18 protein-coding genes are annotated in these 18,871 nt (G+C 74.4%); 8 read left to right on the top strand and 10 right to left on the bottom strand.

Going from position 1 to position 18,871, the window contains the following annotated elements; translation table 11 throughout:
- Positions 1–51: 51 nt before the first annotated feature.
- From ACSHWO_RS25750 to ACSHWO_RS25735, 4 genes are all read right to left on the bottom strand, one after another.
- Positions 52–723, bottom strand: a complete 672-nt coding sequence (locus tag ACSHWO_RS25750; protein WP_438315337.1) for a response regulator transcription factor — start codon at positions 721–723, stop codon at positions 52–54.
- Complete coding sequence (locus tag ACSHWO_RS25745) at positions 720–2,033, bottom strand: sensor histidine kinase (RefSeq protein WP_438319271.1); 1,314 nt, start codon at positions 2,031–2,033, stop codon at positions 720–722. The genes ACSHWO_RS25750 and ACSHWO_RS25745 overlap by 4 nt, the downstream gene beginning before the upstream one ends.
- A gap of 177 nt (positions 2,034–2,210) precedes the next feature.
- On the bottom strand, positions 2,211–3,317 hold the full coding sequence (locus ACSHWO_RS25740; RefSeq protein ID WP_438315334.1) for a hypothetical protein: 1,107 nt from the start codon (positions 3,315–3,317) through the stop codon (positions 2,211–2,213).
- Positions 3,318–3,412: 95 nt separating this feature from the next.
- Complete coding sequence (locus ACSHWO_RS25735) at positions 3,413–4,279, bottom strand: IclR family transcriptional regulator (protein WP_385806807.1); 867 nt, start codon at positions 4,277–4,279, stop codon at positions 3,413–3,415.
- Positions 4,280–4,427: 148 nt separating this feature from the next.
- On the opposite strand from ACSHWO_RS25735, the gene ACSHWO_RS25730 reads away from it, so the two are divergent.
- From ACSHWO_RS25730 to ACSHWO_RS25715, 4 genes are all read left to right on the top strand, one after another.
- On the top strand, positions 4,428–5,969 hold the full coding sequence (locus ACSHWO_RS25730; protein ID WP_438315330.1) for an aldehyde dehydrogenase (NADP(+)): 1,542 nt from the start codon (positions 4,428–4,430) through the stop codon (positions 5,967–5,969).
- A gap of 150 nt (positions 5,970–6,119) precedes the next feature.
- On the top strand, positions 6,120–6,341 hold the full coding sequence (locus tag ACSHWO_RS25725) for a hypothetical protein (RefSeq protein WP_361087731.1): 222 nt from the start codon (positions 6,120–6,122) through the stop codon (positions 6,339–6,341).
- Between the two features lie 71 nt (positions 6,342–6,412).
- A complete protein-coding gene (locus ACSHWO_RS25720) occupies positions 6,413–7,639 on the top strand; it encodes a TerD family protein (RefSeq protein ID WP_385806792.1) in 1,227 nt (408 codons plus the stop codon).
- A gap of 113 nt (positions 7,640–7,752) precedes the next feature.
- The gene (locus tag ACSHWO_RS25715) at positions 7,753–7,938 is read left to right on the top strand and encodes a hypothetical protein (RefSeq protein ID WP_361087737.1); all 186 of its coding nucleotides are present in this window, start codon (positions 7,753–7,755) and stop codon (positions 7,936–7,938) included.
- Between the two features lie 40 nt (positions 7,939–7,978).
- On the opposite strand, the gene ACSHWO_RS25710 is transcribed toward ACSHWO_RS25715, so the two are convergent.
- Complete coding sequence (locus ACSHWO_RS25710; protein ID WP_438315326.1) at positions 7,979–9,421, bottom strand: alkaline phosphatase PhoX; 1,443 nt, start codon at positions 9,419–9,421, stop codon at positions 7,979–7,981.
- Positions 9,422–9,715: 294 nt separating this feature from the next.
- Positions 9,716–11,245: a hypothetical protein gene (locus ACSHWO_RS25705; protein ID WP_438315323.1), complete on the bottom strand. Its 1,530-nt coding sequence runs from the start codon at positions 11,243–11,245 to the stop codon at positions 9,716–9,718.
- Between the two features lie 363 nt (positions 11,246–11,608).
- On the opposite strand from ACSHWO_RS25705, the gene ACSHWO_RS25700 reads away from it, so the two are divergent.
- The 3 genes from ACSHWO_RS25700 (at position 11,609) to ACSHWO_RS25690 (ending at position 14,500) form a co-directional block, all read left to right on the top strand.
- A complete protein-coding gene (locus ACSHWO_RS25700; protein WP_438315320.1) occupies positions 11,609–13,453 on the top strand; it encodes an endonuclease/exonuclease/phosphatase family protein in 1,845 nt (614 codons plus the stop codon).
- 121 nt (positions 13,454–13,574) lie between these two features.
- Entirely contained in the window at positions 13,575–14,036 is a 462-nt protein-coding gene (locus ACSHWO_RS25695) for a GNAT family N-acetyltransferase (protein ID WP_438315317.1), read from the top strand.
- Positions 14,037–14,224: 188 nt separating this feature from the next.
- On the top strand, positions 14,225–14,500 hold the full coding sequence (locus ACSHWO_RS25690) for a hypothetical protein (protein WP_361087752.1): 276 nt from the start codon (positions 14,225–14,227) through the stop codon (positions 14,498–14,500).
- 117 nt (positions 14,501–14,617) lie between these two features.
- Here the strand turns inward: ACSHWO_RS25690 and dapD are convergent, their stop codons facing one another.
- Both dapD and ACSHWO_RS25680 read right to left on the bottom strand, forming a co-directional pair.
- Positions 14,618–15,598, bottom strand: coding sequence for a 2,3,4,5-tetrahydropyridine-2,6-dicarboxylate N-succinyltransferase (gene dapD / locus ACSHWO_RS25685; RefSeq protein ID WP_438315314.1), 981 nt, complete (start codon positions 15,596–15,598; stop codon positions 14,618–14,620).
- 9 nt (positions 15,599–15,607) lie between these two features.
- Positions 15,608–16,834: an MFS transporter gene (locus tag ACSHWO_RS25680; protein ID WP_438315311.1), complete on the bottom strand. Its 1,227-nt coding sequence runs from the start codon at positions 16,832–16,834 to the stop codon at positions 15,608–15,610.
- A gap of 103 nt (positions 16,835–16,937) precedes the next feature.
- Here ACSHWO_RS25680 and ACSHWO_RS25675 point away from each other — a divergent pair, with 103 nt between their 5' ends.
- The gene (locus tag ACSHWO_RS25675) at positions 16,938–17,816 is read left to right on the top strand and encodes a winged helix-turn-helix transcriptional regulator (protein WP_438315308.1); all 879 of its coding nucleotides are present in this window, start codon (positions 16,938–16,940) and stop codon (positions 17,814–17,816) included.
- Positions 17,817–17,837: 21 nt separating this feature from the next.
- Here the strand turns inward: ACSHWO_RS25675 and ACSHWO_RS25670 are convergent, their stop codons facing one another.
- Together ACSHWO_RS25670 and ACSHWO_RS25665 are read right to left on the bottom strand one after the other, a co-directional pair.
- The gene (locus ACSHWO_RS25670; RefSeq protein WP_361087764.1) at positions 17,838–18,407 is read right to left on the bottom strand and encodes a TetR/AcrR family transcriptional regulator; all 570 of its coding nucleotides are present in this window, start codon (positions 18,405–18,407) and stop codon (positions 17,838–17,840) included.
- Positions 18,407–18,727 carry a DMT family transporter gene (locus tag ACSHWO_RS25665; protein ID WP_361087767.1) on the bottom strand — a complete coding sequence of 107 codons (321 nt, stop codon included), beginning with the start codon at positions 18,725–18,727 and terminating at the stop codon, positions 18,407–18,409. The genes ACSHWO_RS25670 and ACSHWO_RS25665 overlap by 1 nt, the downstream gene beginning before the upstream one ends.
- Positions 18,728–18,871: the final 144 nt, after the last annotated feature.

The following is an 18,871-nucleotide window of genomic DNA, read 5'->3' as shown; positions in this document are numbered from 1 at the left end:
CGGCCGGGCGTTCCGCCCTGTCCCGATTGTGGCCGGGTTCTCAGTTTTTCTTCATGTTGTCGCCCCCCGCACGACGAAGCCCCCCTCGTAGGCGGCGATGACGGCCTGGGTGCGGTCGCGGGAGCCGGTCTTGGCCAGGACGGCGGCGACGTGCGTCTTGACGGTCTGCGGGCCGACCCCGAGGCGTGCGCTCATCTCGTGGTTGGACAGCCCGCCGGCCATCAGGCGCAGCACGTCCGCCTCCCGGTCGGTGAGCCGGGCCACCCAGGGGGCGGGGGCGCCCGCCGCGGTGGCCGCGTGGGAGGCGGCCAGGGAGCGGACCGCTGCCGGGAACAGCAGCGAGTCGCCGCGGGCCACCAGCCGGACGGCGCCGAGCAGCTCGTCCGGATCGGCCCGCTTCAGCAGGAACCCGGAGGCGCCCGCGCGCAGCGCGTCGTACACGTACGCGTCGTTCTCGAAGGTGGTCACGACGATGATCCGCGGCGGTTCGGGCAGGGTCGCGAGGATCTGCTCCGTGGCCCGGATGCCGTCGATCCCGGGCATCCGGACGTCCATCAGCACCAGGTCGGGGACCAGCTCGCGGACCGCGGAGACGGCCTCGGCACCGGAGGCCGCCTCCCCCACGACCTCCAGGTCCGATTCCGCTTCGAGGATGACCCGCAGGGCGGTGCGTACCATCCGCTCGTCGTCGGCGAGCACGATGCGCAGCGGCGGCCGGCTCATCGGGAGCCTCCGCCGGGACCCCCGCCGAGCGGGAGGACGGCCCGCAGCCGCCACAGCCCCTCGTGCGGGCCCGCTTCGACGGTGCCGCCCAGCAGGGCCGCCCGCTCCGCGGCGCCGCGCAGCCCGCGGCCCCCGGTGGTGCGGTCCGGGAGGGCCTCCCCGAGCCCCGGTGGATTGGTCATGGTGATCTCCAGTTCGCGGTGGGTGCTGTCCTTGCCGCCCGGCGCGTCCCGCGCGTCCGTTACGGCGATGCGCAGCTCGACGGGGCCGGCGCCGTGCCGCAGTGCGTTGCTCAGGCCCTCCTGCACGATCCGGTACGCCTCGCGGGAGGCGATCGCCGGCAGCTGTGCCCAGTCCCCCGCCGGTCCGGGGTCCTGGCGGGAGGTGACGGTGGTGCCCGCGGCCCGGGTACGGGCCAGCAGCCCGTCCAGGTCGGCGGCGAGCGTCGGTGCGGGCGCGGCGTCCGGCCGGGCCCGGTCCCCGTCCCGCAGCAGGCCCAGAACGGTGTCCAGCTCGCCCACCGTGCGCCGCGTGGTGTCCTCGATCGCCGCCAGCGCCTCCCGTACGAACGCGGGGTCGCTGTCGAGGACCCGCCGGGCCGCGACCGCCTGGAGGGTGACGGCGCTCAGGGCGTGCCCGACCGCGTCGTGCAGCTCGCGGGCGAGCCGGTTGCGCACGGCCAGGTCGGCGGCCCGCTCCTCGGCCGCGGCCAGCCGGTCCGCCGGCGTCGGCCCCAGCAGGACGGGGGCGAGCCGGGCCAGCAGCGCCCCGGCCCCGGCGGCGCACAGCAGGAGCCCCACCAGCAGGCCGATCCCGAGGAAGGGGGCGACGTAGGGGTCGGCAGCGGTGCTGAGCAGACCCGAGCCGACCGGCATGTCCCGCAGCGCGCTCACGAAGGGCAGCAGGAGCAGCACCACCGCCATGGGCGGCACCGCGAGGCTCATCCCGCTGACCAGTGCGCCGATCCCCAGGTGCAGGGACCACCAGGCGGCCGTCCTCCCCCGGGCCGCCCAGGACCGGGCGGGCCCCTCGGCCAGCTGCTCCCCCGGCACCCCGCACAGCGCCCGCACCGCGACCACCGACATCTGCCGGACCAGCCCCAGGAGGCCCGTCACCGCGGCCAGCGGCACAGACACCCCGTAGGCGATGAAGGTCAGCGGGGTGGAGGCGAGCGCGTTCGTCCCGGCGATGACGCCGACCACCACCTGCGCCAGCAGGAAGTACGGCATCAGCAGGGCCCCGCCGAGTATCAGGTGCACCCAGCGCAGCCGGGCCCGCGACCCCAGCAGCCGCCCCGAACCGCCCGGCATCCGGGCCGCCGGCGCCCCCGTGTCCCTCACCCGACCCCCCTTCATCGCTCCGCCCGTCGCTCCGCTTCCGCCCGGGCCGGATCCCCCAACGGTCCGGGCCCGCTCCGGTCCGGGCGCGCTCCGGTCCGTCCCTCTGCGCCGCCCGGTGCCGGGCCGGTCCGTTCCCGTGCGGCCGGCTCAGGCCGCGAGCCGTGAACGGGTGAACCGGGCCAGGACGACCGCGCAGAGGCCTCCGACGATCACCTGGCCAGCGTAGGCGAGGTAGATCATCGGCGAGAGTCGTTCGGAGTCGCCGAACTCCAGCCCCAGCACCGCCGTGAGCAGCCACAGCCCCCAGCCCAGCGACGCCGACGACCCGATCCAGGCGAGGGCCAGCGGCCGCCGCACCCGAACTCCCCCGCCCCGGCCCAGCAGTAGCGCCCCGGCACCCGCCGCCAGTGCGCACAGCCCGTGGACCGCCGAGATCACGCCGCTCTCCGCCGAGTACTGCGCGACCTGCCGCGCGCTCAGCCAAGCCGCCCCACCGAACGCCCAGTACAGGTGTATCGCGCCCACAGCGGCACCGACCGTGGCCGCGACCCCCGCCACCACCCCCGTGGGCGACGGGAGCCGCGTTCCCGGCGGGCCCTGCCAGCACCGGCCCCACCGCTCGCGCGCATAGGGCGCGAACAGCCCGGCCAGGGCGAGTCCCTGGACGATGAAGCCGCCGTAGACGACGGGGTACACCCAGTCGTCGAGGAACGGCCCCCGCGCGGCCTTCACCGCGTCCCCCGCCCCCAGGCCCAGCGCCCTGACCACGAGTTGGCCGGGGAAGCCGGTCAGGATCGGGGTGAGCAGCCCGGTGGCCGTGTAGACGGGCACGATCAGCAGCGGGCCGGGCACCCGTCTGCCCCAGGGCCGGGTGAGCAGCAGGGCGAGCACGATCACGCAGGCGTCCATCGCCATCGTGACGGCGTTGGCCACGGCGGGCAGCGGCCCGGGCTCCAGCAGCACGCTGCCGTCCGGTATGCCGATGCGGCTCCCCGCCAGCCAGGCACCCTTCAGGACCAGGTACGGCACGGTGGCGATGACGGCCGCCGCCCGCAGGACCCCCGTACCCGCGGGCACCGTGATCGTCGGACGCACCGCGCCCGTCCGCGTTCTCGGCTCCGCGCCGGCCGACAGGTCGGCCGACGGGCCGGTCGGCGGGTCTCTCGGTGGCGCGGCGCCCGGTGGCGCGGCGGGATTCGTCGGGTGGTCGCCGGGCGGGTCGGTCATGCGTCGCATCGCTCGTGTCGTCGTCATGGCTCAACAGTCGCGTGCCCGGCGCCCCGCCACCTCCCCCGTGAAGGTGAACCGCCTCCCCCGCGCGGGGGAGGCGCCCTCATCCCGGTGCCCCCTCACATGCGCCGGGCCACCACCGACAGCCGGTCCCGGGCCGCGAACAGCGCGGCCTTGATCGCCTCCTCGTGGTCCGCCGTCAGCCGGGCCACCGGCACCGAGCAGCTCACCGCGTCCCGCGCCGGCGTCCGATAGGGCACGGCCACCCCGAAGCAGCGCAGCCCGAGCGTGTTCTCCTCCCGGTCCACCGCGTACCCCTGCTCCCGCACCGCCGCCAGCTCCTCGATGAGCTGCTCCCGGTCGGTGACGGTGTGTTCGGTGACGGCGTCCAGCCGCCGCGGCAGCAGCGCGCGCACCTCGTCGTCGGTGTGCGTGGCGAGCAGCGCCTTGCCCAGCGCGGTCGAGTGCACGGGCAGCCGTCGCCCGACCCGGGTGAACGGCCGCAGGTAGTGCTGGGACTGGCGGGTGGCCAGGTAGACGACGCTCCGCCCGTCCATCCGGGCCAGGTGAATCGTTTCGGTGGTGTCCTCGGAGAGCCGGTCCAGAGTGGGCCGGGCCGCCGCGACCACCTCGTCCCCGTCGATGTAGGAGCTGCCGACGAGCAGGGCACGCACGCCGATGCCGTACCGCGTGCCCGTGGCGTCCGTCTCCACCCAGCCCAGGTTCACGAGCGTGCGCAGCAGCATGTAGAGGCTGGACTTGGGCAGGTCCAGGTCGTGCTGGATGTCGGCGAGGCTGTGCAGGCCCGGCCGGGCCGCGAAGTGCTCCAGCAACACCACCGTGCGGACGGCGGACTTCACGGCCGCCGGGGCCGCGCCCGCCGCCCCGCCGGGCTCCCCGGAGCCACCCGGGCCACCCGGACCGCCGCCCCCGTCCACCGCCACCGCCGCCGCCCCGTCGAACTCGATGCGCTCACCTCTGGCCATTCGCCTTCCTGCCCCTCTTGTTCTCTTGTCACGCGAAAGACGCGGAAATAGAGTCCGGAACGGATGGAGATCATTCACCCATCGGAACGGCGTTCAGAATACTGAACGCCGCCGTGCGGGTCGGCGTAGATCCAGGAGGCAGTGCGGCATGGCAGGGACACCAGTCTGGAGTGTGGACCCCCGCACCGGGAAGCAGCGGGCCCAGGTCGCCGTGGAGGCCGGCTCCCCGGAGGTGGACGAAGCCGTCCGCGCGGCGCACGCCGCCCGCACGGCGCTCGCGGACCGCACCGCGCGCATCGCGTTCCTGCGCGCCGCGGCGGACCTGCTCGACGCGGCCGCGGAGCAGGTGGTCGAGGCCGCCGACGCCGAGACCGCGCTCGGACCGGCCCGACTCGGCGGCGAACTCGCCCGCACCACCGGCCAGCTGCGCGCCTTCGCCGCCGCCGTCGCCGACGGCGGCTACCTCGACATCCGGATCGACCGGGCGGACCCCGCCCTCGCCCCGCCGCGGCCCGAGCTGCGCCGCTACAAGGTGCCGCTCGGCGTGGTCGCCGTCTACGCCGCCTCCAACTTCCCGCTCGCGTTCTCGGTCCCCGGCGGGGACACCGCCAGCGCGCTGGCCGCCGGCTGCCCGGTGGTCGTCAAGGCGCACCCCGACCATCCGGCCACCTCCGAGCTGTGCGCCTCGCTACTGCGCCGGGCGGCGGTGGCCACCGGCCTGCCGGGCGAAGTGGTGACCGTCCTCCACGGCTTCGACGCGGGCCTGGAGCTGATCCGCCACCCGCTCGTCACCGCCGCCGGGTTCACGGGCTCGCTGCGCGGTGGGCGCGCGCTGTTCGACGCGGCCGCCGCACGCCCCGTCCCCATCCCCTTCCACGGCGAACTCGGCTCCCTCAACCCGGTCGTCGTCACCCCGGACGCCGCCGCCGAGCGCGCCGAGGAGATCGGCACCGGGCTCGCGGGCGCGGTCACCCTCGGCGTCGGCCAGTTCTGCGTCAAGCCGGGCCTGGTCCTCGTCCCGGAGGGCACGGCCGGGGACCGGCTCGCCTCGGCCCTGGCCAAGGCGCTCGGCGAGACCGGCCCGGGTGTCCTGCTCGACCACCGGATGCGGGACAACTTCGTCGCGGGCGTCGCCGAGCGGGCCGCGCTGCCCGGTGTCACCGCGCCCGTCACTCCGGGTCCCGCCGGGGAGCACGCGGTCGGCGCGGGCTACCTGGCCGTGTCCGCCGCGAGCCTGCTGGCCGGCCCGGCGTACGAGGTGCTGCTGGAGGAGTGCTTCGGCCCGGTGACCGTCGTCGTCCGGTACGCCGACCAGGAGGAGGCCGGGGCGGTGCTCGACCTGCTCCCCGGCAACCTCAGCGCCACCCTCCAGCTGTCCGCCGCCGAGGCGCAGGGCGCCCCCGGCCCGGCGGCGGAGCTGGTCTCCCGCGTCACGGCGCTGGCCGGACGGGTCGTGGTCAACGGCTGGCCGACCGGGGTCGCGGTGGCACCGGCGCAACACCACGGCGGCCCCTACCCGGCCGCGACCTCGCACTCCACCTCGGTCGGGGCCACCGCGATCGAGCGGTGGCTGCGCCCGGTCGCCTACCAGTCCGTGCCGGACCCACTGCTTCCGGCGGAGCTGCGCGAGGCGAACCCGCTGGGGCTGCCGCGCCGCGTCACCGAGGCACCGGAGCAGCCGATCAGGTGAATCCGACGGGGCCGAAGGGTCCGGCGGGGCCGGCCGTTCACGTCGATCGGCCGATCCGGTCGACCCGACGAACCGGGGGGAGCGGGCGACCCGGTCCGCCCCCGCAAAACCCGTTGCCGACCCCGCTCCGGGCGGGGCAGGCTGCGCTCCATGCCGAGACCGCAGGGATTCACGTACGAGCAGAGGGGCGACGGCAGCGTCGTCATCACCCACCGCGGCCGGGCCGCGGGCACCTTGCGCGGAGCCCGCGCCGAGAAGTTCCTGGCCGAGGTGGAGGCCGGCGACGCGCAGCTCGTGATGGCCCGCTGGACCGGCGCGTACAGGTTCGGCAACGAGCGCACGGCGAAGAACCACCCCCGCAACCGCCGCTGAGGCATCCCCCACCCGGCCGGTCCCCGGGATTTCCGGGGGAACGGCACGCCGCCCCCGGTCGTTCTCCGGGCATGACCGCTATGACCCCTGGTTCCAATCTGCCGCTCAATGCCGTCCGGGTGACGGTGGACGTGGCCGCCCCGGTGCGGCTCGACGTCTCGGGGCTGCTCCTCGCGGCCGACGGCAAGGTGCGCTCCGACGCCGACTTCATTTTCTACAACCAGCCGTCCGGGCCCGGTGTCGGCTACCGCTCCGGCGGCGGGACGGCCCCCGACTCCGTCACCGTGGACACGGGCGGCCTGCCGCCCGGCATCGAGCGCATCGTGGTCACCGCCAGCCCGGATGCGGCGGGGCAGACCTTCCAGGGCGTCGAGCCCACCGCCACCGTGCGCAACGCGGACACAGGGGCGGTGATCGCCACCTTCACCCCGCCCCAGCTGGGCACCGAGACGGCGCTCGTCGTCGTCGAGGTCTACCAGCGGGGCGGCGTGTGGAAGGTGCGCGCGGTGGGCCAGGGGTACGCGAACGGCCTCGCCGGCATCGCCACCGACTTCGGGGTCTCGGTGGACGAGGAACCGGCCGCCCCGGCCCCCGCGTCCGCCCCGCAGACCCCCGCCGCCCCGGTTCCCCCGGTCGCCCCGCCGGTCACCGTCCCCCCGCCGGCCCCGGTCCCGGTCGCGGCCCCGCCCGCGGCACCCGCCGCCGCTCCGGCCGGCACCGGGAAGATCAACCTCGACAAGGGCCGGGTCAGCCTCCAGAAGAACCAGACCGTGTCCCTCGTCAAGAACGGCCGCCCGCTGCTCTCCCAGGTGCAGATGGGCCTCGGCTGGGAACCCGCCTACCGAGGCCGGGACATCGACCTCGACGCGTCCGTCATCGCGTACGGCCCGCAGCGCAACCACATCGACAGCTGCTACTTCGGCAGACTGACCATCCTGGGTGGCGCCATCCGCCACTCGGGCGACAACCTCACCGGCGAGGGCGCCGGGGACGACGAGGTGATCACCGTGGACCTCGGTCGGCTGCCCGCCGAGGCGACGGGCCTGGTCTTCACCGTGAACTCCTTCTCCGGCCAGAAGTTCACCGAGGTCGCCAAGGCCTACTGCCGCCTGATCGACGCGGCCAGCGGCGAGGAGCTCGTCCGCTTCGACCTCACCGGCGCCGAACCGCAGACCGGCGTGATGATGGCGAAGCTGATCCGGCAGTTCTCGGGCGAATGGGAGATGACGGCCATCGGGGAGTTTGTGAAGTCCCGCACAGTGCGCGGCATGGTGAAGCCCGGCGCCGAGACACTCTGAGCAGGTGGGCGGGCACGTGCAGCGAGCGCCGACGGCCCGGCCGCCGGCGAAGGTGATGGATTACACCCCTAAACCGGGGGTGACGGTCCGTGCCCGCCCGTAGCCTGGAAACCATGTACAGCACACTCAGGCCCGCGGGTCCCGCCCGCCCGTCCGCCGCAGAGGCGAACGAGGCGATACGGCACCTCGTCGAGACCCGGGTGGATGACGAATGGCCCGCAGCGGCTTACGAGTTCCTACTCGAGCAATGGGCCAGCGCCAGCCGCGCCGACACCGTCGAGGTCGCCGCCGCCCCATGAGGGCGGCGGCGCAGCCGTATCCCCGGCCCGGCCGTGTCCGTCAGCGCGGCCCGCGCCGCCACGGCCCGGTGATGGCCAGCATGATGCCCGGCTCCTGGATGCAGGCGAACAGCGTGCGCCCGTCGGGGGAGAAGCAGACCCCCGCGAACTCGGAGTACTCGGGCTCCTCCGCCGTCCCGATGTTCAGCTCGTTGCGCGCGATCGGATAGGTGCGGCCCGACTCGGTGGCGCCGAACAGGTGCTGGAGGCCCTCGCCGTCCTCGGCGATGACGAGCCCGCCGTACGGGGAGACCGTGATGTTGTCGGGGCCGTCGTCGGCCGCGCCCCCCGCCGGGTCCGGGTTCACCCCGAGCAGCACCTTCAGCGTGATCGTGCGCCGCTTGGGGTCGTAGAACCACACCTGCCCGTCGTGCGCGGCGCCCGGGCTCTCCTCCCGCGCGTACGACGAGACGAAGTACGCACCGCCGTCGGCCCACCACATGCCTTCGAGCTTGCGCGCACGCGTCACCGCACCGTCCCCGAACTGCTTGCGCACCGACACCGTCTGCGCGTCGCGGTCCGGTACGGCGACCCAGTCGACCCCGTAGACCGCGCCGGCCCTCGTCGCCCGAGACAGGTCGTCCACGAACCGGCCGCCGCCGTCGAAGCACTTGGCGGCCGCGAGCACGCCCGCGTCGGCCGCGAGGGTACGGAGCCTGCCGCGCCCGTGGCGGAAGCCGCTCGGCGGGGTCCAGCGGTAGAGCAGTCCGTTGGGGCCGGAGGCGTCCTCGGTCAGGTAGGCGTGGCCGAGGCGCGGGTCGACGACGACGGCCTCGTGCGCGTACCGGCCCAGGGCCTTGACGGGCTGCGGGTCCCGGTTGGCGCGGCGGTCGTGCGGGTCGACCTCGAACACGTAGCCGTGGTCCTTGGTCATGCCGTTCTTGCCGGCCCGGTCCTCGGTCTCCTCACAGGTGAGCCAGGTGCCCCAGGGGGTGGCGCCGCCGGCGCAGTTGGTCGACGTACCGGCGATGCCGACCCATTCGGCGAGCTCGCCGCCGCGGCGGACCTCGACGACCGTGCAGCCGCCGGCCGCCGCCGGGTCGTAGACGAGGCCCTCGGCGAGCGGCACGGGGTGGGCCCAGTCGGCCCGCTCGCCCTTGAGCTCGTGGTTGTTGACGAGGAGCGTGACCCCGCGGTGGCCCTCGAAGGCGGCCGTGCCGTCGTGCTTCTGCGGGGTGGACTCGCCCGATTCGAGGGTGGTGACACCGCTGTGGGTGAGGATGCGGTACCGGAATCCGGCGGGGAGGGCGAGGATCCCGGCCGGGTCGGACAGGAGCGGGCCGTAGCCGGGCTCGCAGGGGCGGCCGTGCTCGTCGCGGTGCGGGCCGTCGCCGGCCGCCAGCGCCCCCGGGGCGGTGGCGAGGGCGCCTACGGTCCCGGTGAGCGCGACCCCTGCACCGGCGGCGACGGTACGGGCAGTGAAGTCTCTACGGCTGAGTGGCATCGGGTCACTCCAGGGGTGTGGGAGGTGGTGCGCCTGTCGTTCGCGAGCGGAGGTGCCGCGCGGCGGCCGGGGGCTGCCGCGCGGCGCACACGCTCGCACCCGCACGTGAACGGCGGCTGAATTACCCCCGGGGCGGAACCGTCCGTTCACCGCCCGGCCGCAATGACCGACACCCACTCAGGAACGTCTCGTTCCGCCCCCTCCGCCCGCGGGGCGGCGCCCTCCCGCGCCCCCTGCTGCCCTCCCCCCTTTTTTTGCGGCCCCGTCGCGGCGCCCTTTGTGGTCTCCTGTGCCTCAGATGCGCCGCGAGCGGGCCTTGTACGCCGCCTTGCGGGCTTCCTTGGCCGCCTTCCTGTCCGGGTGCAGCCGGCCCATCGCCTCCAGCACCTCCCCCGCCGCCGGGTGCTCCACCCGCCAGGCCTGGTCGAAGAACCCCGTGTGGTGGGCGGTCAGGGACTCCATCAGCAGCGGCAGTTCGTCCGCGTCCGGGTCGGTGGCCAGTTGCGCGGCGATCGTGTCGACGGTCAGCCAGTACACCATCGCCCCTGCCGGCGCCGGGACGTCGGCCGCCCCGCGCTCGGCGAGCCACACCCGGGCGAGCCCGCCCAGCTCCGGGTCGTCCAGCACCGCCCGGACCGCCGGCTCGGCGGCCGGGCCGGCCGACGCGAGGGCCTGCTGGCAGCGCAGCCGGCGCAGCGGGGCACCCTGGTCCGCGCCGCGGGCCGCGGCCAGCAGTTCGGCCACCGCGGCGGGCAGTTCGCGCCCGGTGAGCCACTGCGCGATCTCTGCCTGGGCGGCACCCTCGGGGTAGTCGCAGACCGCGTCGAGGAGCGCGTCCGCACCCTTGTCGGCCAGTTCGCCGACGGCGGGGGCCCCGATGCCGGCCTCCCGCATCCGCGCGCGGAGCCCGTACAGGCCGAGCGGGGTGAGGCGGACCATCCCGTACCGGGACACCTCCTCCGCGTCGAGTTCGCGCGGGCCGGTCCCGGCGGCGGACTCCTCGTCGTCGGTCTCCGCCAACACCGCCTCGTCGACGGGCCGGTACTCGACCAGCCCGATCGGCTCCAGCTGCCGGAACTGGTCGTCCAGGCGCATCATCGCGTCCGAGACCTGCTCCAGCACGGCGTCCGTGGGCCGGGCCATGCCGTCCGGAACCACCATGGAGGCGGCGAGCACGGGCAGCGGCACCGCGCCGCCCCGTTCGGCGCCGCCCTCGGCGACGGTGAGCAGGTAGAGGTTGGCGAGGACCCCGTCGAGGAAGTCGGCCTCGCGCTGCGGGTTCCAGTCGAGCCGGTCGAAGTCGATGGTGCCGCCCTGGTCCAGCGCGTCGACGAGGTCGACGAGTTCGGGCACCGCGGCGTCGGCGAGGACGGCGTCCAGGGCGGACAGCCACAGGTCGAGCACCTCGGCGGGCGCGCCGCCGGTGACCAGCGCCAGGTCCTCGCCGGCCGCCGCACCGCCGAACTCGCCGGCCCCGCCGGACTGCGGCCCCTGCGCCCCGCCCGTCTCCGACCCGCCCGTCTCCGACCCGTCCGCCTCCGGTCCGGTCAGCTCCACCAGGCCCGTGTCCAGGGCCACCCGCCACGCCTGGCTGGCGTCCGCGCGCGCGTCCTCGTCGGCGGGGTCGAGTCCGAGCGCCGCAGCGGCCTCGGGCAGCTGCGCCGGGTCGAGTTCGCCGTTGCCGTCGACCTGCGTGCCGGGGCCGACCCAGCGGGCCAGCCGCACGGCGCGGGCGAACAGGGGGGCGGCGAGGGCCTCCCGGGCGAGTTCCGCGTCGGAGGGCAGCCGTACCGGCGGCAGGATGGAACGCGACTCTGCGGACATGGGATGGGTCTCCTCGCGGGCGCGGTCGGTCGGAGGCCGTCAGCGGCCGTCCGGCGCACCAGAGTAGACGCAATTCGGACGTGTCCGGCGGTCATACCTTTGGTTCATCTCACAGTCGGCTTCCGTATGCCCTGGAGGTCTTGACAACATCACTGGTCAACAAGGAAATTGACGCGCGTAGACATTAGGGGGACCCCGGGGATCCCTGCGGACCGGCCGCGCCCGGCCCGTCGACCACCGTAGATTCCCGGCCATTTCGCACCGCAGTACCGCAGCACGGCACCACGGCACGCCGCTGTACCGCACGCGCAGTACCGCGACCGACCCTCCGCTTTCCTCCTCCACACACCGGAGTACCTGACCATGCACTCCTCGCACCCCCGCTCCGCCGCCGTCGCGGCCCTCGTCGCGGGCGCCCTCGCCACCGGCCTGCTCACGGGCACGGCCGACGCGGCCGAAGGCACCGCGACCGACGGGGCCGTCCGCATCCACGACATCCAGGGCACCACCCGGATATCCCCGCTGAACGGCAAGCAGGTCGCCGACGTCGCGGGCATCGTGACGGGTGTGCGCACCTACGGCTCGCGCGGCTTCTGGATGCAGGACCCCGACGCCGACGACGACGCGGCCACCAGCGAGGGCATCTTCGTCTTCACGGGCTCGGCCCCGACCGTCGCCGTCGGCGACGCGGTCAAGGTCTCCGGCCTGGTCGGCGAGTACATCCCCGGCGGTGTGAACTCCGGCAACCAGTCGGTGACGCAGATCTCCAAGCCGGCCGTCACCGTGGTCTCCTCGGGCAACGCCCTGCCCGAGGCCACCGCCGTCAACGAGTACACCGTGCCCGCCGCGTACGCCCCCGCGGGCGACCCGGCCGCCGCCGGCAGCATCAACGGCCTGACCCTGGACCCCTCGCGCTACGCCCTGGACTTCTACGAGTCCCTGGAGGGCATGAACGTCTCCATCGGCACCTCGCGCGTGGTCGGTGCCACCGCCGCCGAGTACGGCGAGCTGTGGGTCACCGTCAAGGGCTGGGAGAACAACGTCAAGCGCGGCGGCACCCTCTACGGCTCGTACGAGGCCCAGAACACCGGCCGCCTGAAGGTCCAGCAGCTGGCCCCGCTCGCGCAGCAGCCCTTCCCGGTCGCCAACGTCGGCGACAAGCTGACGGGCACCACCGAGGGCCCGCTGGACTTCAACCAGTTCGGCGGCTACACCCTGGTGGCCCGCACCCTGGGCACCCTCGCCAAGGGCACCCTCGCCCCCGAGAAGACCAAGGCGCAGGCGCAGGGCGAGCTCGCGGTCGCCACGTACAACGTGGAGAACCTCGACCCGACCGACCCGCAGGAGAAGTTCGACGCGCTCGCGAAGGCGGTCGTGGAGAACCTGGCCTCGCCCGACATCCTGGCCCTGGAGGAGATCCAGGACGACAACGGCGCCAAGAACGACGGCACGGTGTCCGCGGAGCAGACCCTGACCAAGTTCACGGCGGCGATCGCGGCCGCGGGCGGTCCGTCCTACCAGTGGCGCACCATCAACCCGTCGAACAACCAGGACGGCGGCGAGCCCGGCGGCAACATCCGCCAGGTGTTCCTCTTCAACCCCGCCCGGGTCTCCTTCACCGACCGCGCCGCCGGCGACGCCACCACCGCGACCGGTGTGACGACGGACAAGGGCCACGCGGCCCTCACCCACTCCCCGGGCCGCATCGACCCGGCGAACCCCGCGTGGAAGGACAGCCGAAAGCCGCTGGCCGGCGAGTTCGTCTTCCGCGGCCGCACCGTCTTCGTCATCGCCAACCACTTCGGTTCGAAGGGCGGCGACGAGGCCCTGACCTCCCACCACCAGCCGCCGGTGCGCTCCTCCGAGGCCAAGCGGCTGCAGCAGGCGCAGGCCGTGAACACCTTCGTCAAGGAGCTCCTGGCGGCCGACAAGGACGCCAAGGTCCTCGCCCTCGGCGACATCAACGACTTCGAGTTCTCCGACACGGCGAAGGCGCTCGAGGACGGCGGCGCGCTGTACTCGGCCATCAAGTCGCTGCCGAAGTCGGAGCGCTACTCGTACGTCTTCCAGGGCAACGCCCAGGTGCTGGACCAGATCCTGGTCAGCCCGGCCGTCAGGGGCTACACGTACGACAGCGTGCACATCAACGCGGAGTTCTCGGCGCAGAACAGCGACCACGACCCGCAGGTGCTGCGCTTCCGCCCGTAACACCACCGCACCGCACCGCCGTGCAGCCGCAGCCCCGTGGGACGACCCACGGGGCTGCGGCCTCCGGTCCGCAGGGGGCCCGGCCGCCGTCCCGGCCGGGCCCCCTGCCACACTTCCGGTCATGATCTTCCGTGAGGCCACCCGCCAGGACCTGCCGGTCGTACTCGCCCTGCTCGCCGACGACGGGACGGAACGGGCCGGGGTCAGCGGGGCCCACGAGCGGGCCTTCGCCGCCATCGAGGCGGACGCCCGCAACGAGCTGCTGGTCCTCGTCGACGCGGACGACGTGGTGGGCTGCCTGCAGTTGACGTACGTCCCCGGCCTCGGGCAGGGCGGCCGCGAGCGGGCGCTCGTGGAGGCGGTACGGATCCGCGCGGACCGTCGCGGCGACGGCCTGGGCGCCGAGCTGATGCGGCTCGCCGTGGAGCGGGCCCGCGGGCGCGGCTGCGGGCTGGTCCAACTGACCAGCAACAAGCGGCGCGGCGCCGCCCACCGGTTCTACGAGCGGCTCGGCTTCGCCCGCAGCCACGAGGGCTTCAAACTGCACCTGTGCCAAGACCCGGACCAGCACCCGGAGCCGTGAGCGAGGATGCGGGTACCCCCTGACCCGGGGGCCCGGTGGTTCCGAGGCGGGGAAAACGGGCACACCGGGGGAGTTGGGGACTTTTGCCCCTGGCGTGACGCTCGCCACATCCCGGCCCCTTCGGCCCGGGTTGTGGTGTTGAGTGAGTGCACGCCCGGTCTTGCCCAGCCCGTCGCCCGGAGGTCCGCGTGCTTCCCTCGATCTCCCCCGCCCAGGAAATCGGCCTCGCCATCCTGCTCGTGGCCGTCGGCCTGTGGCTGGCCGGCTGTGGCCGCATGCTGTGGGGCCCCCGCTTCGACGACCAGCCGGAGCCCGAGTCCCGCATCGGCCGCGCCGATCTCAGCGCGATCCCCGCGCAGCGCCGCCGGGACGCGCACCCGATGGAGTCGGTCGAGCTGACCGAGGCGGAGGAGGAGGCCTTCGCGGGCCTGGTCCGCTCGATCCGCAGCCTCCCCCAGCACTGACCCGCCGCCCGACCGCGGCCCCGGCCTCGCCGCCCGGCCCCCGGAACACGTGCGGCCGGTGTGCGCTCCCCCGCTCGGGGAGGGAGCGCGCACCGGCCGTGCGGCCGACCGCAGGGGTCAGTTGTGGCTGTGGAGGACGTCGTTCAGACCGCCCCAGACCGCGTTGTTCGGGCGGGCCTCGACGGCGCCGGTGACGGAGTTGCGACGGAAGAGGATGTTGCTGGCGCCCGACAGGGTCAGGGCCTTGACGATCTCGCCGTCCGGCAGGGTGACGCGGGTGCCCGCGGTGAGGTAGAGGCCGGCCTCGACGACGCACTCGTCGCCCAGCGCGATGCCGATGCCCGCCTCCGCGCCGATCAGGCAGCGCTCGCCGACCGAGATGATCTGCTTGCCGCCACCGGACAGGGTGCCCATGGTGGAGGCGCCGCCACCGATGTCGGAGCCGTCGCCGATCACGACGCCCGCGGAGATGCGGCCCTCGACCATGGAGGTGCCGAGGGTGCCGGCGTTGAAGTTGACGAAGCCCTCGTGCATGACGGTGGTGCCCTCGGCGAGGTGCGCGCCGAGGCGGACCCGGTCCGCGTCGGCGATGCGCACGCCCTTGGGGGCGACGTAGTCGGTCATCCGCGGGAACTTGTCGATCGAGGTGACCTGGAGGTGCAGGCCCTCGGCGCGCGCGTTCAGGCGCACGGTCTCGACCTGGTCCACGGCGACCGGGCCGAGGGAGGTCCAGGCGACGTTGGCGAGCAGGCCGAAGACGCCGTCCAGGTTCTGGCCGTGCGGCTTGACCAGCCGGTGGCTGAGCAGGTGCAGGCGCAGGTACGCGTCGTGCGCGTCCAGCGGCTTGTCCTCAAGGGAGGCGATCACGGTGCGGACGGCCACGACCTCGACGCCGCGGACCTCGTCCTTGCGGATCGCCTTGGCCGCGGCGGCGCCCAGGAGTTCGACGGCCTGCTCGGCGGTGAGGCGCTCGGTGCCGGCGGGGCCGGGCTCGGCGACCAGCTCGGGAGCGGGGAACCAGGCGTCGAGGACGGTGCCGTCGGCGGCGAGGGTGGCAAGTCCGGCGGCCGCGGCGCCGGTGGTACGGGAAGCAGTCATACGGGAAACCTAACCGGCCGCGGCCCGAGGTAGCGAACCGGTCTCAGGTGCCGGGCGAAGCCCGTGTCGCGCCGCGCGCCGGGCCGCGCACAGCACCGCGGCGCCCGCCCCGCCGGCCAGCAGCGCGCACAGCGGCCACAGCAGCCCGGGCGCGGCCGCGTACAGGGCGCCGCCGAGCGGCGGGCCGAGGACGACGCCGCTGACGGAGACCCCGGCGTACAGGCTCTGGAACCGGCCGATGGCGTGCTCGGGCGCCTGGTCGGCGACGTAGGCGGTGGCGGTGGTCTTGTAGAGGATCTCGCCGAGGCTCAGCAGCACGATCATCGAGGCCGCGGTCCCGACCCCCGCTCCGGGCAGCAGCGCCGCGTAGCCGGCCCCGACCAGCAGCAGCCCGGCCCCGATGACGGGCAGCGGCGGCCGGGCGCGCAGGGCGACGGCGGCGGGCAGTTCCAGCAGCAGGATGACGGCGCCGTTGAGGGCGATCACATAGCCGAAGTCCCGGGTGTCGAGGCCGTGGTCGGCGAGGTAGACGGGGAAGGTGCCGTACTGCTGGCGGTAGACGAGGTCGGTCACCAGGATCGCGCCGAGGAGGACGAGCACGGCGGGCCGGGCCCGCAGCTCCGCCCACAGGCCGGGCGCCCCGCCCGGGGCGGCGGCGGGGGTGCGGGCGGCGGCGCGGGCGGGGACGACCCGTGCCGTCCACAGCGCGAAGAAGAGGGTGCCGAGGCCGTCGCCGAGGAAGAGCCAGTCGTACGAGAGCCCGGTCGCGATCAGTGCGCCGAGCGGCGGGCCGAGGGTGAAGCCGCCGTTGGAGACGCAGCGCACGACGGCGAAGGCCTGGCGGCGGGCGCCCTCGGGGACGGTCACCGCGACCAGCGCCGAGTTGGCGGCCCTGACGACGCCGGAGGCGTACTGGGCGAGCGGCAGGGCTGCGTACAGCCCTGCGGCGGGCAGCAGCGGGAAGGCCGTGAGGGTGAGGCCGCCGAGGGCGGAGGCGGCGAGCAGCACCCGGCGGTGGCCGAAGCGGTCGCCGTACCAGCCGCCGGTGAAGTTCCCGGCGACGAGGCCGATGCCGCCGATGCCGGTGACCAGTCCCGCCTGGGCGGTGCCGAGGCCGCGCGGGCCGGTCAGGTACAGGAAGACGAAGACGAAGGTGAAGCTGACGACGGCGTTGACGAACACGCCCGCCGCCAGCAGCCACACCACTTTGGGCACGTCCCTCAGCCCTTGCACCATGCCGGCCGCTCCCCCGTGGGTGTGAGTGGATGATCAGTGAGTTCCTTTTGGGAACGGACTATGTCAGCATGACAGCCTTGGGTCAACGGACGAAGGAGTTCCCATGGCCCAGCGCACGCACCTCGGCGACGCCGACTGCTCGATCGCCCAGGCCCTCGACGTGGTGGGCGACTGGTGGACGCTGCTGGTCGTGCGCGACGCCGCGCGCGGGCTGCACCGCTTCGAGGAGTTCCAGCGCGAGCTCGGGATGTCCCGGAAGGTGCTGGCCGAGCGGCTGAAGCTGCTGGTCGAGGCCGGGGTGTTGACGCGCGAGCCGTACCAGGAGCGCCCGGTGCGGCACGAGTACCGGCTGACCCCGCGCGGACGGGGGCTGCTGCCGGTCCTGGTCGCCCTCCAGGACTGGGGTGACACGTGGGTGCTGGGAGAGGGAGAGATGACGGCGACGACACAGGAGGCCTCGCGGGAGGCCGCGCGGGTGCACGGGCTGCGTGGCCGGCGCGTACCGGAGCTGCTGCTGCCGGACCGGTTCGGCGAGCTGCGCGACCCGGTCGCGGGCGACACCCCGTTCACGGTCCTGTACTGCTTCCCCGGCGCCTACGCCCGGGCCGCGTCCTACCCTCCCGGCTGGGCCGGGATCCCGGGCGCGAGGGGCTGCACGCTGGAGTCGTGCACGTACCGCGACCAGCTCGCGGAGTTCACGGCGGCCGGCGCGACGGTCCACGGGGTCTCGACCCAGCGGCCCGACGAGCAGCGGGAGTTCGCGGAGGCCGAGCGGCTGCGCTTCCCGCTGCTCTCGGACGCGGAGCTGGGCCTGACGGCGGCCCTGCGGCTGCCGACGTTCCGCGCGGCGGGGGTGAGCCGGATCAAGCGGTTGACGCTCGTGCTGGACCGGGAGCGGACGGTGCGCGAGGTGATCTACCCGATCACGGACATCGAGGCGAGCGTCGCCGCCGCCCTGGCCGCGGTACGCGGCGCCGCCTGAGGGCGGCCCCGGGCGGTCCGGTCAGCCCTCCGGACGTGGGGCCGGGGCGAGGAGGCGGCCCAGGACCTCGCGGGCGTACCCCGCGTCGTACGGCGCGTCCGTCAGCAGCACCTGGAGGCTGATCCCGTCCATCACCGCGACCAGCGCCCGGGCGGTCACCGGATCGGTCCGCTCCGCCAGGGCCGCGGAGACCGACTCGCACCACTCGGCGGCCACGGGCCGCAGCGCGGGGCGGCGCAGCGCCGCGAGGTAGAGGTCGTACTCCAGCTCCGCCCGCCCCCGGTCCGCCCCGAGGAACTCCCCGAGCAGCGCGGCGAGCGCCCCGGCGAGGTCGGCTTCCGGGTCGGCCAGGGCGGGCGAGGCGGCGACGGTCGCGGCGAAGCCCTCGTTCGCCTGCCGGAGAGCGGCGACCAGCAGCTCGTCCAGCGTCCTGAAGTGGTAGGTGGTCGAGCCGAGCGGGACGTCCGCCTCCGCGGCCACCGTGCGGTGGCTCAGCCCGGCGATGCCCTTGGCGCCGACCACGCGGATCGCCGCGTCGATGATCCGCTGCCGGCGTTCCGGGTCGTGGCGGCGGACCCCGGCGGCGCCCATCAGTGGGCCCCGCTGAGGTTGACGAGCACGACCCCCGCGATGATCAGCGCGATCCCGGCGAGCTTCGCCGCGGTCGCCGCCTCCCCCATGAACACCATCCCTATGGCGGCGATGGCGGCGGTGCCGACGCCGGCCCATATCGCGTAGGCGGTGCCCACCGACATCGACTTCAGGGTCTGGGCGAGCAGCGTGAAGGCGACGAGGTACCCCACGACCGTGGCCAGCGAGGGCCACGGCTTCGTGAACCCTTCGCTGAACTTCATGGCGGTGGTCCCGGCGACCTCGGCGGCGATGGCTGCGGCGAGCAGTACGTAGGGCACGTGCACGACGGTACACAACGTTGTGGACGGCCGTACACATCCCCCCCGTTATGTTTTTCGCGGTCCTGCAATGGGGCCGCTGGCCTCCGGGCCCGGTATGACTGTGTCCCCTCTGTCGAACGGATGACCTGGGGGGTGGTGTCG

This window comes from Streptomyces pallidus (ex Mingjun et al. 2026) (assembly GCF_051550185.1).
GTDB lineage: Bacteria > Actinomycetota > Actinomycetes > Streptomycetales > Streptomycetaceae > Streptomyces.
Note: the sequence above shows the minus strand (reverse complement) of the source record. Positions and strands in the feature narration are given on the sequence as shown.

Excerpts from the sequence above, each read along its gene's own strand:
- ACSHWO_RS25750 (WP_438315337.1), bottom strand. The coding sequence starts at position 723 with ATGAGCCGGCCGCCGCTGCGCATCGTGCTCGCCGACGACGAGCGGATG.
- ACSHWO_RS25745 (WP_438319271.1), bottom strand. The coding sequence starts at position 2,033 with ATGCCGGGCGGTTCGGGGCGGCTGCTGGGGTCGCGGGCCCGGCTGCGC.
- ACSHWO_RS25740 (WP_438315334.1), bottom strand. The coding sequence starts at position 3,317 with ATGACGACGACACGAGCGATGCGACGCATGACCGACCCGCCCGGCGAC.
- ACSHWO_RS25735 (WP_385806807.1), bottom strand. The coding sequence starts at position 4,279 with ATGGCCAGAGGTGAGCGCATCGAGTTCGACGGGGCGGCGGCGGTGGCG.
- ACSHWO_RS25730 (WP_438315330.1), top strand. The coding sequence starts at position 4,428 with ATGGCAGGGACACCAGTCTGGAGTGTGGACCCCCGCACCGGGAAGCAG.
- ACSHWO_RS25725 (WP_361087731.1), top strand. The coding sequence starts at position 6,120 with ATGCCGAGACCGCAGGGATTCACGTACGAGCAGAGGGGCGACGGCAGC.
- ACSHWO_RS25720 (WP_385806792.1), top strand. The coding sequence starts at position 6,413 with ATGACCGCTATGACCCCTGGTTCCAATCTGCCGCTCAATGCCGTCCGG.
- ACSHWO_RS25715 (WP_361087737.1), top strand. The coding sequence starts at position 7,753 with ATGTACAGCACACTCAGGCCCGCGGGTCCCGCCCGCCCGTCCGCCGCA.
- ACSHWO_RS25710 (WP_438315326.1), bottom strand. The coding sequence starts at position 9,421 with ATGCCACTCAGCCGTAGAGACTTCACTGCCCGTACCGTCGCCGCCGGT.
- ACSHWO_RS25705 (WP_438315323.1), bottom strand. The coding sequence starts at position 11,245 with ATGTCCGCAGAGTCGCGTTCCATCCTGCCGCCGGTACGGCTGCCCTCC.
- ACSHWO_RS25700 (WP_438315320.1), top strand. The coding sequence starts at position 11,609 with ATGCACTCCTCGCACCCCCGCTCCGCCGCCGTCGCGGCCCTCGTCGCG.
- ACSHWO_RS25695 (WP_438315317.1), top strand. The coding sequence starts at position 13,575 with ATGATCTTCCGTGAGGCCACCCGCCAGGACCTGCCGGTCGTACTCGCC.
- dapD (WP_438315314.1), bottom strand. The coding sequence starts at position 15,598 with ATGACTGCTTCCCGTACCACCGGCGCCGCGGCCGCCGGACTTGCCACC.
- ACSHWO_RS25680 (WP_438315311.1), bottom strand. The coding sequence starts at position 16,834 with ATGGTGCAAGGGCTGAGGGACGTGCCCAAAGTGGTGTGGCTGCTGGCG.
- ACSHWO_RS25675 (WP_438315308.1), top strand. The coding sequence starts at position 16,938 with ATGGCCCAGCGCACGCACCTCGGCGACGCCGACTGCTCGATCGCCCAG.
- ACSHWO_RS25670 (WP_361087764.1), bottom strand. The coding sequence starts at position 18,407 with ATGGGCGCCGCCGGGGTCCGCCGCCACGACCCGGAACGCCGGCAGCGG.